The sequence below is a fragment of the Mobiluncus curtisii ATCC 43063 genome (assembly GCF_000196535.1).
Classification (GTDB): domain Bacteria; phylum Actinomycetota; class Actinomycetes; order Actinomycetales; family Actinomycetaceae; genus Mobiluncus; species Mobiluncus curtisii.
This window is the reverse complement of record NC_014246.1, coordinates 1665821-1680799: the sequence shown is the minus strand read 5'-3', so window position 1 is coordinate 1680799 and position 14979 is coordinate 1665821. Positions and strand designations below refer to the sequence as shown.

12 protein-coding genes are annotated in these 14979 nt (G+C 54.3%); 2 read left to right on the top strand and 10 right to left on the bottom strand.

The window, feature by feature from the left end:
• Positions 1-123: 123 nt before the first annotated feature.
• From HMPREF0573_RS07285 to cimA, 4 genes are all read right to left on the bottom strand, one after another.
• Entirely contained in the window at positions 124-1263 is a 1140-nt protein-coding gene (locus HMPREF0573_RS07285; protein WP_004010860.1) for a TNT domain-containing protein, read from the bottom strand.
• A gap of 103 nt (positions 1264-1366) precedes the next feature.
• On the bottom strand, positions 1367-3028 hold the full coding sequence (locus HMPREF0573_RS07280; RefSeq protein WP_013189418.1) for a methyl-accepting chemotaxis protein: 1662 nt from the start codon (positions 3026-3028) through the stop codon (positions 1367-1369).
• Between the two features lie 5 nt (positions 3029-3033).
• A complete protein-coding gene (locus tag HMPREF0573_RS07275; protein WP_013189417.1) occupies positions 3034-4701 on the bottom strand; it encodes a methyl-accepting chemotaxis protein in 1668 nt (555 codons plus the stop codon).
• A gap of 205 nt (positions 4702-4906) precedes the next feature.
• Positions 4907-6535: a citramalate synthase gene (gene cimA, locus HMPREF0573_RS07270; protein WP_004007005.1), complete on the bottom strand. Its 1629-nt coding sequence runs from the start codon at positions 6533-6535 to the stop codon at positions 4907-4909.
• 111 nt (positions 6536-6646) lie between these two features.
• Between cimA and HMPREF0573_RS07265 the strand changes: the two genes are divergently transcribed.
• Both HMPREF0573_RS07265 and HMPREF0573_RS07260 read left to right on the top strand, forming a co-directional pair.
• Positions 6647-8656 carry an acyltransferase family protein gene (locus tag HMPREF0573_RS07265; protein ID WP_013189416.1) on the top strand — a complete coding sequence of 670 codons (2010 nt, stop codon included), beginning with the start codon at positions 6647-6649 and terminating at the stop codon, positions 8654-8656.
• A 149-nt stretch (positions 8657-8805) separates the two neighbouring features.
• Positions 8806-9162 (top strand): DUF4870 domain-containing protein, encoded by a 357-nt coding sequence (locus tag HMPREF0573_RS07260; RefSeq protein ID WP_244855340.1) that lies wholly within the window; start codon positions 8806-8808, stop codon positions 9160-9162.
• Between the two features lie 96 nt (positions 9163-9258).
• Here HMPREF0573_RS07260 and HMPREF0573_RS07255 read toward each other — a convergent pair whose 3' ends face one another.
• The 6 genes from HMPREF0573_RS07255 to ilvN all read right to left on the bottom strand — a co-directional run bounded on the left by HMPREF0573_RS07255 (position 9259) and on the right by ilvN (position 14977).
• Positions 9259-10068, bottom strand: a complete 810-nt coding sequence (locus HMPREF0573_RS07255; protein WP_013189415.1) for a hypothetical protein — start codon at positions 10066-10068, stop codon at positions 9259-9261.
• A gap of 14 nt (positions 10069-10082) precedes the next feature.
• Complete coding sequence (locus HMPREF0573_RS07250) at positions 10083-11210, bottom strand: branched-chain amino acid aminotransferase (protein ID WP_013189414.1); 1128 nt, start codon at positions 11208-11210, stop codon at positions 10083-10085.
• A gap of 98 nt (positions 11211-11308) precedes the next feature.
• Positions 11309-12361, bottom strand: a complete 1053-nt coding sequence (locus HMPREF0573_RS07245; protein ID WP_013189413.1) for a 3-isopropylmalate dehydrogenase — start codon at positions 12359-12361, stop codon at positions 11309-11311.
• The gene (locus tag HMPREF0573_RS07240; protein WP_004007011.1) at positions 12358-13323 is read right to left on the bottom strand and encodes a DMT family transporter; all 966 of its coding nucleotides are present in this window, start codon (positions 13321-13323) and stop codon (positions 12358-12360) included. Before HMPREF0573_RS07240 ends, HMPREF0573_RS07245 begins: the two co-directional genes overlap by 4 nt.
• Before the next feature lie 27 nt (positions 13324-13350).
• A complete protein-coding gene (gene ilvC, locus HMPREF0573_RS07235; protein WP_004007012.1) occupies positions 13351-14379 on the bottom strand; it encodes a ketol-acid reductoisomerase in 1029 nt (342 codons plus the stop codon).
• 94 nt (positions 14380-14473) lie between these two features.
• Positions 14474-14977: an acetolactate synthase small subunit gene (gene ilvN / locus HMPREF0573_RS07230; RefSeq protein ID WP_004007013.1), complete on the bottom strand. Its 504-nt coding sequence runs from the start codon at positions 14975-14977 to the stop codon at positions 14474-14476.
• Positions 14978-14979 lie beyond the last annotated feature (2 nt).

The following is a 14979-nucleotide window of genomic DNA, read 5'->3' as shown; positions in this document are numbered from 1 at the left end:
TCCGCGCAGGGGGCCTGGCCGATTCAGAGCCCTACGCGGTTAGGCAACAGCAGCATGGTTTGCGACACAGTCTCATCGTACCACTGGTTTCAGTTTACGAAATTGCTGTCTCAATATGAGAAATTAGCGCAGTTCACGCAGGAAGTTGTGATCGAGGTACCAGCGCAGGGGCTTATCCAAAACCACTATTGCCCCGCCCCCCGGATTGCTGGCAGTTTTCGCGGTAAGCCCCTCTAAAACTGCCAGGGGCAGAGGTGCCATAACTTCAAAAACCCGGTAGGGCTTCTCGTTCTTTAAGCTAATTCCCCGCTGCGCCAAGGGGGTGCCCAGTGCAAACAAGAACTGGGCTTTGTCATCGTCAAAGCAATCCAAGAGATCACCGGGACGCAGTTCATTCGAGCCAGGTTTCCCCCCGCGGGAAATCGTGCGGGCATCAATTCCGATGGCGGTGCGGTGACCACGCTCGGCGGCGTTGACCGGCAATTCACCAGTTTCTGGTTTTTCCCGCACCAATCGAGCGACCAGGGATACTGCCGATTCCAAGTCAGGCAGCACTTCGTAGGCGGCGAACTCGGCACCGCGCTGCGAACCGACCACGTATCCTTCTTCGCCCCAAGGAGCGACTACCCACGGCTCTTCTGGCGCCAGCGGTAATTGGGGGTCACGAGGATCAAACCCGCGCACGACTTCGTTCTCAGTCAGTCCGCGTTGCGCACACAGTTCGTCAAAATATGACTTGTAACGAGATACCTCGCCGTTCTCAGATTCAGCGTTTCCCGGCGGTTGAGGCACATCCCACGTGACCTCGGGACGCCCGGAATGCTTGCCGGCACGTTTTTCTGCCCGCTCGGTCCACGCCAGACTCGCCAACTGGGCAATTTCCTCGTTCGCATCTTTACGCAGTTCAGCAATGACTTTCAACGGTGTCAGTTCATTAGCGACCGCCGCCTTTTGCACCCGACTATCGCCGTCCTTGGCGAGTTTAGCGAGCACATAAGCGGGAGTGCGTTCCTGCATCGCGACCAGGTAACGAGCCCGCCACGGGGCAAATAGTGCAATCGTTTCAAACACGGTGTCGGGCAAATTCTGTGATTGCGCCACATACTCAGCCAAATCCGGGCGGGTGCGAATGATCTCCTCCCAGATGAAAGTCGGCGCCACGTCCGTCATTGCCCGCATGAAGTCCTCTTCATCATCCGAAGTACACAGGCGAGCGAACTCCTGGACCGAACCAATCACGTCGATGCCCTCCTTTGGCAACAAGAGAAGATATACATCTAAAGTTTAAGCCATAGGAGGGCACCAGCGTGAGCTTTCATCTCAGTATTGAGTTGTGTCGCGGATCGAGAGGACCATTCAGCCGCATTTATTCATATTTGAATTTGCCCAGTTCATCGCGTAAAGCCTCCGCTTTGGACTGCAAATCCGAAGCGGTCGTCGCTAGAGCATTCAACGGTTCTATCGCTTGGCTGGCGGCGCCGGCAAACTGACCTATATTCGTTGCAATCGTGGAAGAACCGGAGGCTGCCTCCGTCACGGAACGCGCCATCTCATTGGTGGTGGCAGTCTGTTCCTCGACCGCAGCGGCAATGGTGGTTTGGAAGTCGTTAATTTGAGAAATAATCTCGGAGATGCGTCGGATGGCCCTCACGGCGGAATCCGTGTCCTCTTGAATCTTGGCAATCCGTCCCGTGACGTTGTCCGTGGCTTTAGCCGTTTCCGCAGCCAAATCCTTGACCTCGCCAGCGACTACCGCAAAGCCCTTGCCCGCTTCTCCAGCGCGCGCTGCCTCAATGGTGGCGTTGAGTGCCAGCAGGTTAGTTTGCTCCGCAATAGCGGTGATGGTGTGGATGACGTCATCAATTTCCTTCGACGATCTGCCCAGTTTTTCAACAGTCTGGGTGGTCGCCTCAGCGGCGGCGGTAGCCTCCTGGGCGACTCGCGCTGCCTCGTTGGCATTAGACGAAATCTCCCGGATAGCCGAGCCCATCTCTTCTGCGCCCGCGGCAACGGTCTGGACATTAAAGGAAACCTGTTCCGCTGCTCCCGCAACCGCATTGGCTTGTGACGCCGAATCGGCTGCTGCTTTGGCAGTCTTGGAAGTCAGGTCCACCACTGTTTCCGACTCGGAACGAACCGTCTCGGAAGTACGCGCCGCTGCGCCAAATGCCTCTTGCAAGGTGGTGTTGGAAAGGTTCACTGCCCGTGACATGTCTGCCAGCTCATCATTGGAATTAATGACTGCGCGACGCGTCAGGTCGCCTTGGGACAAGCCTTTCACCACGGTTTCCACAGATTCTACGGAATTCGTGATGGAATGGCGCACCCTACCCATGAATATTGCTGCCGTGCCTGCCAAGAAAGCCAAAAATACTATCTGGAAAATCGACGCTTGGATGCGCTGTTCATGCATCTCTTTTTGAGACTGGTTCACTTCTTGGGTGAGCAGTGATGTCAATTTATCCTGCTGGGCAACCATATCGTTGACAGTTTGGGGAATGACCGTGTTCAGGATTTCGGAATTCTGTCCCTGATTGGATTGCAGTTCGGAAGTGGATTGGGCAATGACCTCGCGCAGGTTATCAGCAGATTTCATAATCTCCTGCGTCGCCTCTCGAACCTGATCGGAGTGCGTGGTGTCAATAATGTTTTGGAGGTTCTTTTCCAACACATCTTGGGCTGCTTCCAGCTTCTTAGCCTGTTCCTCATCCGGGTGGCCTTCCAAGATGGAACGGGCGTACGCGTACTGATGTTGACCAATCTCGAGAGTCTCGGCTTCCATCAAAGATAATGTTTCCGCATTAGCAGATGCGTTCAAATACCCTGTGGTGCTGTGGTTAGTCTGAACTACCGTAAAGAGGGCGGCAATCCCGATGATGAGCACTCCCACAAATCCTGGCAACGCTCCTCTAAACAGTCGCATCATCAGGGTGGTGCGCTTGTATACCTTTTCTGGTTTCGTCGTGGTATTCGATTGAGTCTTCATTTCCTGCTCCCCTAGCTGTGTGACCGGATTAGTCTGAGTCATACTTCTCACTGTCCTTCCCGGTAGGTAAATTCGCTAAGTTGCTGGTTCAAATCTTGTGTCTGGTCCACCACGCCTTCTGCCCTGCTGATGGAATCGCGGAGGTTATCGGCACTGGTGTTGGTAGTTTGGGCTATCTCGTTAATATTTGCTGCAATCTCAGTAGAACCGGAAGACGCTTCCGAAATAGACTTGGTCATTTCATTAGTGGTAGCAGTTTGCTCTTCCACTGCTGCCGCGATAGTCGCCTGGAAGTCGTTGATTTGAGCGATGACGTCACTAATCTGGCTGATAGCTTCCACCGCCTGACTGGTGTCGACTTGAATCTGTTCAATTCGCGCGGCCACGTCAGCGGTAGCTGTGGTAGTTTCTGCCGCCAAGTCCTTCACTTCGCTAGCCACGACCGCGAATCCGCGACCGGCATCTCCGGCACGAGCGGCTTCAATAGTAGCGTTGAGCGCCAGCAGGTTGGTCTGTTCCGCCACCGCTGTAATCGTTTCGATAACCTCACCGATTTCTTGGCTAGATTCGCCCAGCTTAGTTACGGTTTCGTTTGTCTGAGACGCTACTTCGGTGGCTTCTTGTGCAACCCGGGCTGCCTCATTGGCGTTTGACGAAATCTCGCGAATCGAAGCTCCCATTTCTTCCGCAGCTGCCGCTACCGTGGCAATACTGGTAGAAACTTGCTCGGCGGCAGCCGCGACGGAGGTAATCACATTACTGGCTTGTTCAATAGTGCCGATGAGGTCATGACCGTCACCCACCATCTTTTGGGTAGTGGTGTGTACTTCTTCAGCTGTTGTCACAGTCTTACCGAAAATGTTACGCAACTTTTCGGCTGCAATCTCGAGCTTGTCCGCCAGACGCCCAATTTCATCATTTGTATATTTAACCGGGTGAATAACCAAGTCTTTGCGGGACAGTTGATTCAAAGCTGCGGAGCTTTCTTGAGCAGATTTCACAAAACCACGCGACATCTTTAGGTTCATCAGCAGCATAACGAACAAAATCACCACGCCGGCAACGATAATCGCTGCCACCATCAGAGGCTGAACAATTTTTATTTTGTCACTGATGGCTTGGTTTTGAACGCCAAGATCCGCGCTCAACGTTCCGATGTTATCGCTAATCGATGTCGAAACATTATGAATATTTTCCGCATTAGCGCCCACGGCACCGCGCAGGCTATCCAGAGAAGTCGCGGACCCGCTGACCTGTGTCAACATGGAATTCAGCGATGCCGCATCTGATTTTATGTTATCGAAAGTGGCTTGATTCTGAGCTTTAAGCTGGTCCGTGGGGAAACTCTCCACATGCTGATTGAAAGCATCCAAGTCCTGGAGATACTTTTCAAAAGTCTGCAACGCGTTCGGATCGTTGCGCAGAGCGGTATAGGTCCCTTGCGACCAGAGGAATTCTGCGGAGTGCCATTCCTCTGCTAACTTGGTGATTTCCTGTGCCGTCTGCGAGTTAGAGGCTTTTTGGGAAACGTCTGCATTCGCAATACCGAACCCAATCCATTCCACTATCAACAGCAAAACTGCTGCTACAGCGGCAAACGTATTTACAAGAACCATCTTTTTCCCGAGAGAGATTTTTTTGCCGCCAGTCTTCAGGCTCTCGCCGACCTGTACGGTAGCACCAGTCTGTGCTGGTGCCGCCTTTTTCTTCGACATCTAAGAACGCCGCCTTCCATAAACGTATCCGTATCCGATAAACCGAATCATCCTACATAGAGCATAATCGCTGTTCATCGCTAACATTTTAGGCTTTTTCCCATTTTTTGTGTGCCATTGCAACGAATTTACCCAAAATAGGTTTCCCCAACCGGAAAACCCGGTCGGGGAAACTTGTGAAATATTGGGCAAAAAACCTCTCGAACTACACCTTCGGGCGCACCCCGAGATGCATCAAGCCCCAGGTCAGAGACTCGACGAGGGCTTCCCAGGACGCTTCAATCACGTCCTCCCCCACCCCAACAGTGGTCCATTGGATGTCTCCGTTCGTGGTGGTAATCAGCACCCGCACGGTCGCGTCCGTTCCGGAAGTCGTGTCTAAAATCCGCACTTTGTAATCTACGAGTTCAAAATTCGTGATGTCCGGGTAGGTTTGGGACAATGCCTGACGCAGCGCGTGATCCAGCGCGTTGACCGGACCGTTGCCTTCCCCGGTGACAATTTTGCGACCGTCACGAGTCCGCAGCTTGACGGTGGCTTCGGCTTCTGCTTCCCCGTTTTCGCTGAGAGACGCTCGACCAGCCTGGACCAAAGTTCGCCACGTCTCGACCTCGAAATAGGTCGGTAAGTCCCCGCCTTGTGCCCGCACCAGTAGCTCAAAGGAGGCGTCAGCCGCGTCGAAGACGTAACCGTGAGACTCCTTTTCCTTCACTGCTTCGACAACGCGACCGGTCAAGTAGGGTGTCCCGGACAGGTCAATGCCCAACTCTTTGGCTTTCAGCTGCACTGATGCCCGTCCTGCCATCTCAGAAACCAACATCCGCATATCGTTGCCCACCGTCGCGGGATCAATGTGTTGATACAAGTCTGGATTCACGCGGATAGCCGAAGCGTGCAGACCTGCCTTGTGCGCAAACGAAGAATCCCCCACGTAAGGCAGACGCTTAGACGGCTGCAGATTCGTGATTTCTGCAACGCGATGCGAAGTGCGTGTCAGCTCCGCGAGACCTTTTTCGTTCAGCAGGGCGGGGCGACCCAGTTTGATTTCAATGTTGCCGGCAAGGGTGAGGATGTCAGCGTTACCGGTGCGTTCCCCGTAGCCGTTCACACAGCCCTGGACCTGCGCCGCCCCGGCTTCAATGGCAGCCATAGCGTTAGCCACGGCACACCCCGTGTCATTGTGGGTATGAATCCCGATTTTTACCTGAGTCAAGCCGTTTTTATCCAGGTAGTCGCGGGCTTCCATGACTTTCGCGCCGATGCTAGAGGGCAGATTGCCACCGTTGGTGTCGCACAGCACGACCGTTTCCGCACCCGCTTCACCGGCGGCTTTCAGCACTTTCAGCCCGTATTCGGCATCGTGGGTCAAGCCGTCGAAGTAATGTTCGGCATCCAGGAACACACGCCGACCTTCCTTAACCAGGAATTGCACCGTATCGCGCACCATCGCTAAGTTCTCTTGACCGGTAGTTTTTAGGGCATCCGTAACATGACGCAAATCGGATTTTGCCACCAGGGTAATCACCGGTGCCCCGGACTCTAGCAGTGCTAGGACCTGGGGGTCCTCACTGGCTTTAGTTCCCACCTTGCGGGTGGCGCCGAAAGCTGCCAGAGTCGCGTGGCGCAGCTGCAGTTTCGACAACGCCAGCGCGAAAAACTCGGTGTCTTTCGGAATCGCGCCGGGCCATCCGCCCTCAATAAAGCTAACTCCTAAATCATCGAGGGCTTGGGCAATATTGAGCTTGTCCGCTACAGACAGCGAAATGCCCTCCATCTGGGCACCGTCACGCAAAGTTGTATCGTATATCTCTATCGGCTGAGTCGTCGTTTTCATGCACCCATGTTACAAAAGTCCCCCGCAAGAAATTAATTGAGCTCCATTTCCACTGCATTAATTTCATTGATTTAAATTACGTGTCCCTGAGAGAGTACTATTGCTACTACCATGCCGAAACCAATAGGTAATGAATCACGCTATAACCCAGGCATCGATGGCTTGAGAACTCTCGCTGTCCTCGGCGTAATTTGCTATCACCTCGGCTTCAAATGGATGCCCGGAGGCTTGGCTGGTGTAGGCGTATTCTTTACCATCTCGGGTTACCTCATCACCGGTAACCTCATGCGTTCTTGGTATCACCACGGCAACCTGGGGCTAAAAACCTTTTGGCTGCGCCGCCTGCGCCGCTTAATGCCCGCAGTCATCCTCACAGTGCTGGTCATCTGGGCACTCACGCCGTTTTTTAAAGCTGAAAACTGGTCCGACTATCGTCTCGGCGGGCTTACCACCATTTTCTACGTCAATAACTGGGCCACCATTTTCTGGGGCGATTCTTATTTTGACCAGTTCGCCCAGAGCCCCTTTGAGCATATGTGGTCGCTGTCGGTCGAGGAACAGTTCTATCTGTTCTGGCCGCTGGTGCTGCTCTTGTTCTTGGTCATCAGCCGCGGTCGCCGTATCCCCCTCCTGGTCCTGACCTCAATACTCACTGTCGGTTCCTTCGCGTGGCTGGCCTACGGATACTCTCTCGGCATGGATGCCACCCGCCTTTATGAAGGTACCGATACTCGCGCGGGCGGTCTGCTGGTGGGGGCTATCCTCGCCATTGCGATGATTCAGCCCACTGATCCCAGCGCGACACGCCCCCTCATCGGCAGGGTCATCTCTCGAAGGGATAACTACCCGGCGGAAGCTTTGGGATGGCTCGGTCTGGGCGCGGTGCTGGTCATTTATTTCTTTATTCCAGATTCTTCACCAGCCTTGTTCAACGGCTTACTGGTGGTTCTCTCGCTGGCTACCGCGGCATTGCTCTTTGCTGTCTCGAACCGCTACACGCAGATATATCAGCTCTTTGCGCTCCGCCCCCTCGCCTGGATTGGGGAGAGGTCTTACGCCATGTATCTGTGGCACATGCCACTTATTGCTTTCCTTTACACGCCTCTGCAGGTGATACCGGTCTTTGCCCGAGCCTTGATTATCATCGGAGCTACCATTGGTCTGGCTGCATTGTCTTGGACCCTGGTCGAGGATCCCATTCGTCGCAACGGCTTCTTTGTCCCTCTGTGGCGGTGGCTGGCTCGCAGAGGCTCCCTACCCCACGCTCTGTGGTCTTTCCCTCTCGCTTTCCTCCTCATCTTTGCCCTGGTCGGCGTGCCAACCAATGCAGCTACGAGCTATCACAATCAGCTCGAGGCAAAACAGGCAGCCCTGGCAAAGGCTCAAGCGGAACGGGAACGTAAAGCGGCTCAGGCACGCGCCCTCGCGGCGACTCACACCCGATGCCACCAAATCATCCACGTGGGAGATTCCACCTCCCTGGCAATGTTCACCGATGCCGGAGTGCTCAATCCGGCTGACAATGCTGAGAAGACCTACGCGGACACCGGCGCCACGAAAGTTACCAACTCTAGCTTCGGGGCGCGCGCCACCAATCAGGGGTTTAAGGATTTTCCGTCCGGTAACGACTCTATCCGCGAAATCCTCGCTGGCGGGATTGATAAAGATTCATGCTTTGTGATTGCTCTGGGAACGAACGATGCCGCGAATATGAACGTCTATGGCGGCACCGACTACGACACTCATATTCGCACCACCATGGACATCATCGGACCGAACTACCCGGTGCTCTGGATTACGACTGTAGTAAACCCGAACGGATCGCCCCGATGGTACACCAAGGATGTTATGGACGCTTGGAATGCAGAGCTTTACCACCAGCAGCAACGCTACCCCAATATGTGGGTCTATCCGTGGGATCGGGATGTCCGCCCCGAGTGGTTCCTCACCGGTGATGGGGTACACTACAACACCATTGGAAACTCCGAACGTTCCCGGCGCTTTGCGCAAGCTGTGGTCAACGCCTGGCCGCTGACTTTGGAAGGGGACAAAGCGCCGCTGCTACCGAAGAAACGGCTCGCCCCGAAACAGCGTGTCGTGACGGGAATACCTCCCCAATAGGCTGAGCTGAGTCTCACCACCAGCGGGTTTTTCCTGGCGCTTAGCCCCAACCTCCGAATTATTTTTAAGGTGTCGGTGGGGAGATGATTCCGGATCAGAGAATCGGGTTTCCGGTTGCAGATAATCTCAGTGTCATGAAAAATAAATATGTGAAAGAAAATGAACGTATGTGGGCGATGTTCGCTCATCTCTCGGTAGTTATCGCTATGGCGGTTTCAGCAGGCTGGCTGTCCTTCCTCGGACCGCTCATCGTCTGGTTGGTGAAAAAGGACAGTTCCCCAGCCGTGCGCGTTGCCGCTGCTGGAGCGTTTAATTTTAACGTCACCATGTGGCTGGCCAGCATCGCCGGGTGGATTGCTTTCTTTACCATCGTATTAATTCCGCTCTCTCTGATTCTGTGGCTGGCGGTGTTTGTGCTGACCTTGTGGCACAGCATCCGTGGCGCTATAGCCGCCTCTAACCAGCAGGTCTACCTCTACCCCTGGCAGCTGCCCATTCTTAATTGATTGCTAACTTTGTGGTTTCCAGATAGACGTCGTTCTATCTGGAAACACCTCGTTGCCATAAGCTCAGACACGAAAACATTAGTTGTAGCCTAGGGGCTAGCATTTTTCAATGGTCATGGTTAGAGGATACGAGATGTGAGCTAAGTGCAGGGCTTGGAAAATAATCCGCGTTAGCCTGCCGATTACTATGGGATTCCAAACGTCCACTTTGACCTGTCGTGAATCAGATTGTCTCGAATTCGGGCTGGTCTGACGTGGTGTGCTCGACGCCGCCTGATTGTATGAGGCGGTTTCGGAACCATAAAATATGTGCTTTTCCTGATGTTGGACAAGTTCGGAAAATATATCCCAAAATGGTATAATATTTTGGTCGGCATATTCGATGGTTACCGTCGCTTGTTGCGGCTTGCGGAAGTTCTCTGCAATGATTTCGAGATACGATTCTCCCCTGACATCTGGAAAAATCACCCGCGGAATAACCTCACCGACGAACCGCTGCAGCCGGGACATTGCTGAACTCGTCTCAACGGATGGCTGCCCATAGGACACGATTTGCTTGCCGAGGGAAAACTCAAACGAACCAACCCTTATGAATACTCCATCGACGGTGGCAGGCTTCACCAGCCGCACACAATGCGACATCGCCGCGAACAGCAGCGCGAACGGAGGCTTTTGCGATTCTGGGAAAGATACATAAACCCATGAAAGCAAGTCAGGAATGTCTCGTGGCCAAGACTCCTCCGGATAGTAGTACCAAGCGGCACACCGGTTCTCCTCGAAGTCCAAGCATTCTTCACTCCAGCCAGTAAATAGCTCGACAAATTCCTGTCTCTCGGAATCGGACAGGATATTCCCCTGGCTGGCGCCAGAATGCGAAATAAATGCGACCTCTAAGGTACTGTCCATATCAACCTTTTAGGCTACGACACCCGGTAACACCAGCCGTGGGAGTCCTCGCGGCGTCCCCACTGAATGTCGGTGATGACATCGTGCAGGTGCTTGGTCATCGGACCGGTAGGAACCTCCAACTCAAAGTCTTTCCCACCGAGTTTGCCAATAGGGGTCACGACCGCGGCCGTCCCGCAAGCCAGGAACTCGGCGACCTTACCGGCGCGAATATCATCCAACAGCTGGTGCAGGGCGATACGTTCCTCACTGACAGTAATGCCCTCGTCAGCCAGAACCTGAATAATCGCACCGCGGGTGCCGCCCTCCAAAATACACCCGTTGAGCTGCGGAGTCGCCACCTTGCCGTCACGGTACACCACAAAGACGTTCATGCCCCCCAGCTCGTCGATATAGGTGTTCGTTTCTCCGTCCAGGAAACACACCTGCGCGTAGCCCTTTTCTGCGGCAATCTCTTGAGGTTGCAGAGATGCCGCATAGTTACCGGAAGTCTTAGCTTCACCGGTACCGCCCGGTCCGGCACGATGGTAATCTTCCGATACATAAATTGACACCGGTGAAAAACCATTTTTAAAGTAAGAGCCCGAAGGCGAACCGATATTGAGATAAGTCACCTCATGCGCCGGATGTACCCCCAGGAAAGATTCCGAGGCGTACATAAAGGGACGCAGGTACAGGGTGGCGCCGTCTTTGACGGGAACCCAGCGGGCGTCGGCGCGCACCAAATCCACACAAGACCCCACGAAGTCCTCAACCGGGATTTCCGGCAGCGCCATGCGGCGTGCGGATTGATTGAACCGGTTTGCGTTGAAAGCGGGACGGAACAGCCAAATCGTGCCATCAGCGCGGCGGTACGCCTTTAATCCCTCAAAAACCTCCTGACCGTAATGCAACACTGAGGTTCCCGGATACACGGGCAGTGGTCCATAAGGACGCAAGTCTTTTTCTTGCCAGCCGCCGTCCTTGGTCCACCGCGCGTGCGCCATATAATCACTAAAGGATTGACCGAAAGCAAGTTTTTCCATTACCTCTTGGTAGGTGGATTCAGTGGCCTTGTGGTCGTGTGGCTGGGCAGGGAAACGTCCCGCTAGTTCGTCAGCGTCAGGCAACGGTTTTTTTGCAAGTTCTTCGAGGTTACTCATGTCGTTCTTCTTTCTTTAGGTTATTGACAGGCAAAAGTCGGTTAGGGGACGTAATGTCCAGGATTTTCAGCGTTTACGGGGATTGGCAGTCACCAGACCTATAGATAGGCAGCTATGGCGTCGCCAATTTCGCTGGTAGTACGCGCTAGCGGAGTTCCTGCCGCAGAGGCTTCGGCGCGGTGAGCCATGTCCGCGTCAATAGCGCGTTGGATATGCGCTGCCAACTGGGGATAGTCCAGATGGTTCAGCATCAATACCAGGCTCGCAATAGTGGCAGTCGGGTCGGCTTTGCCTTGACCCGCGATGTCTGGGGCGGAACCGTGGACGGGTTCAAACATGGACGGGAAGTTTTTTTCCGGGTTGATGTTTCCCGATGCCGCCAAGCCAATACCGCCGGTGATTGCTCCCGCTTCGTCGGTCAAGATGTCACCGAACAGGTTGTCGGTCACAATCACGTCAAACCGGGATGGGTTCGTAACCAGGAAAATCGTGGCAGCATCGACGTGCAAATAATCGACTTTGACTTCTGGAAATTCCTCCCCGACTTCCTCCACGCAACGGCGCCACAGGTGTCCGGCGTTAACCAGCACATTGTGCTTGTGGACGTAAGTCAGATGTTGGCGCCGGGACTGGGCTTGGGCAAAAGCGTAGCGCACGACACGTTCCACGCCGTGACGAGTGTTCACGGACACTTCGGTAGCAATCTCTTGTGGCGTGCCCTGACGCAACACCCCACCGTTGCCGCAGTACAGGCCTTCCGTGCCTTCGCGCACCACCACAAAATCAATGTTGCCTGGATTCGACAACGGAGTCGGCACCCCCGGATAGTATTTGGAAGGGCGCAAATTCACATAGTGGTCAAAGTCGAAACGCAGCTTCAACAGCAGCCCGCGCTCTAACACCCCAGACTGTACGGAGGGATCACCGACTGCACCCAGCAAAATTGCGTCGTGACCGCGCAAGGATTGTTCCGTGGCTTCATCCAAAACCACCCCATCGCGATGGTACCGTGCTGCCCCTAAATCGTAGAGGGTAGTTTTCAAGTCAACGCCTGCCCCGTCCAGGACCTTTTTGAGAACCTTCACGGCCTCGGGAACGACCTCGTGACCGATGCCATCCCCCGGAATCAGAGCCAAATCAATACTCGTCATGATGTCATGCCAACTTTCTTTTTACTTCTAACTTTGTCAGTTTTTCCGGTCAGATTCGCAGTTTTTCGGGCAGCTTCGTGGTTTTTGACCGGAACTGGCTCAGCTTCGTCGGGATGAACCCCGCTCAGTTGAGCCGCCACTATAGCCACCATGATGAGGCTGCCACCCACCAGGAGCCGCCAGGTCAAGGCTTCGCCGCTAAACACCACCGAAAAGAGAGTGGCAAAAAGCGGTTCACACGCCATAATCAAAGCTGCCTCGGTAGAGGACATCCGCGCTTGTGCCCACGTTTGGACGAACAGAGTGCCCAGGGCACAAACCAGAGCCATATAAACCAAGTCAGCCCAGACGATAGCGTTGGGTGGCAAGGTAAGTTCCCCATCCGATAGCGCCGGAACCGCGTTCACCACCGCGGGTCCTACCATCTGCATCGCCGCCAGTGCTCCTGCGGAGCGTCCCGGCGAAATCACACCGAGGGAGGCCACGTGAGCCGCAAAGAACACTGCTCCCAACAGGGTTATAAGCTCCCCCAAGCCAAAAGACCATCCCCGCAAGGAAAGCGCCGCCAAGCCGAGCGTGGCCAGCAACATCCAGAGCCAGGTAATCGGTTTGAAGTGTTCCCGGAACAGAATCATTGCCACAAAAGGTACCAGGACCACAGACATGGCAGTGATGAACCCTGAAGTCGCGGCGGTAGTCATGTTTAGTCCCCACGTTTGTGACAGTTGCCCCAAACCGTGAAGAACCCCTGCCCCAAAGCCCAGCGCCAGAGTCTTCCAACCTGCCGTACGCAGTTCTCGAAACCACAACAGACACGCCACTACAGACGCAAGCGCAAAGCGCACAGTCAGGAAGTCGGCTGCCGGAACCTCAGTCAACACATGATCCTTTACCATGAAAAAAGTTGACCCCCACGCAGCGCAAGCTAAAGCCAACGCAAAAATGGGGATTAACTTTTTCATCACGAGGTCCTTATCTGTGCTGGGCGATTAGCGGGCGGCGTGACCCTCCACATAATCGGTGTCTTTATTGGTATTCCAGGTAAACATCTGACGCAGTTGAGCACCAACTTTTTCAATCTGGTGACCTTCACCAGCGGCGCGCAGACGCTTAAAATCAGGAGCTCCGGCAGCTTGATCATCCATGAACCGCTTGGCGAAGCTGCCGTTTTGAATGTCTGCCAAGACGTCCTTCATGTGGGATTTAACATCGGGAGTAATGACGCGCGGACCGGAGACGTAATCGCCATACTCAGCCGTATCAGAGATAGACCAGCGCATCTTGGACAGACCGCCTTCGTTGATGAGGTCCACAATCAACTTCATCTCATGGCATACCTCGAAATAGGCGATTTCAGGCTGGTAACCGGCCTCAACCAGAGTTTCAAAACCGTACTGGATGAGCTGGGAAATTCCGCCGCACAACACGTTTTGTTCGCCGAACAGGTCAGTTTCGGTTTCTTCGGTAAAGGTCGTCTTGATGACACCCGCACGGGTCCCTCCGATGCCTTTCGCGTAGGACTTCGTCAGCTCCCAAGCGTGACCGGAGGCGTCACGCTCCACGGCGATAACGTCGGGGACGCCCTGACCGGCAACGAAAGTACGGCGCACCACGTGACCCGGACCCTTGGGAGCCACCATGCATACGTCGTGACCGGGACCGGGCTGGATGTATCCGAAACGGATGTTGAACCCGTGAGCAAAGAACAGGGCAGCGTTCGGCTTCAAGTTCGGCTCAATTTCAGCTCGGTAGACAGCGCTTTGCACCTGATCCGGCAGCAAAATCATGACCACATCGGCGTCTTTCACCGCCTCTGCCACGGGCTTTACCGACAAGCCCTGTTCCTCAGCTTTCGCCCAGGACGAGGAACCTTCACGCAAGCCCACGACCACATCGACCCCGGAGTCACGCAGGTTCAGCGCGTGGGCATGCCCCTGCGAGCCGTAACCAATTACGGCTACTTTTTGAGACTGGATGAGCGACAGGTCAGCGTCGTCTTCGTAATAAATTTCTGCCATGATTATTCTCCTTAATAATTGTAGAGGTGTTTCATTGAAAAAGATATAGGGCTCAATCTGTGCAAATAATAAGCAAAATCCTGTTAATCTGCACCTAAATTTGATCGGTGATAGATTTCGAGCCGCGCCCTATCGCGACATTGCCCGATTGGACGATTTCCCGAACTCCGTAAGGCTCCAATTCACGCAGCAGCGCCGCATGTTTCGCTGGGGAGCCAATAGATTCGATGACCAAGGTGCTTCGCGCCACGTCCACGACATGTGCCCGGAACAGTTCTACAATCTGGAGCACCGCGGTTCGATTCGTATCGTCAGCTGATACTTTAATCAGCACCAGTTCCCGCTCGACTGCCCGTTCGGGATCCAACTCCACGATTTTCAGCACGTTGACCAGCTTGTTCAGCTGTTTGGTGACCTGTTCCAGGGACACTTCGGACACATCAATCACGATGGTGATGCGCGAAATCTCCGGTTTCTCAGTTTCCCCCACCGCGAGGGATTGAATATTAAAGGCACGGCGGGCAAACAGTGCCGCCACGCGTGCCAAAACACCAGGCTTGTTTTCGACAAGCACCGACAGGGTATGCGTCATGTTCATGT

Excerpts from the sequence above, each read along its gene's own strand:
- ilvN (WP_004007013.1), bottom strand. The coding sequence starts at position 14,977 with ATGAACATGACGCATACCCTGTCGGTGCTTGTCGAAAACAAGCCTGGT.
- HMPREF0573_RS07240 (WP_004007011.1), bottom strand. The coding sequence starts at position 13,323 with ATGAAAAAGTTAATCCCCATTTTTGCGTTGGCTTTAGCTTGCGCTGCG.
- HMPREF0573_RS07275 (WP_013189417.1), bottom strand. The coding sequence starts at position 4,701 with ATGTCGAAGAAAAAGGCGGCACCAGCACAGACTGGTGCTACCGTACAG.
- ilvC (WP_004007012.1), bottom strand. The coding sequence starts at position 14,379 with ATGGCAGAAATTTATTACGAAGACGACGCTGACCTGTCGCTCATCCAG.
- cimA (WP_004007005.1), bottom strand. The coding sequence starts at position 6,535 with ATGAAAACGACGACTCAGCCGATAGAGATATACGATACAACTTTGCGT.
- HMPREF0573_RS07265 (WP_013189416.1), top strand. The coding sequence starts at position 6,647 with ATGCCGAAACCAATAGGTAATGAATCACGCTATAACCCAGGCATCGAT.
- HMPREF0573_RS07255 (WP_013189415.1), bottom strand. The coding sequence starts at position 10,068 with ATGGACAGTACCTTAGAGGTCGCATTTATTTCGCATTCTGGCGCCAGC.
- HMPREF0573_RS07245 (WP_013189413.1), bottom strand. The coding sequence starts at position 12,361 with ATGACGAGTATTGATTTGGCTCTGATTCCGGGGGATGGCATCGGTCAC.
- HMPREF0573_RS07250 (WP_013189414.1), bottom strand. The coding sequence starts at position 11,210 with ATGAGTAACCTCGAAGAACTTGCAAAAAAACCGTTGCCTGACGCTGAC.
- HMPREF0573_RS07280 (WP_013189418.1), bottom strand. The coding sequence starts at position 3,028 with ATGACTCAGACTAATCCGGTCACACAGCTAGGGGAGCAGGAAATGAAG.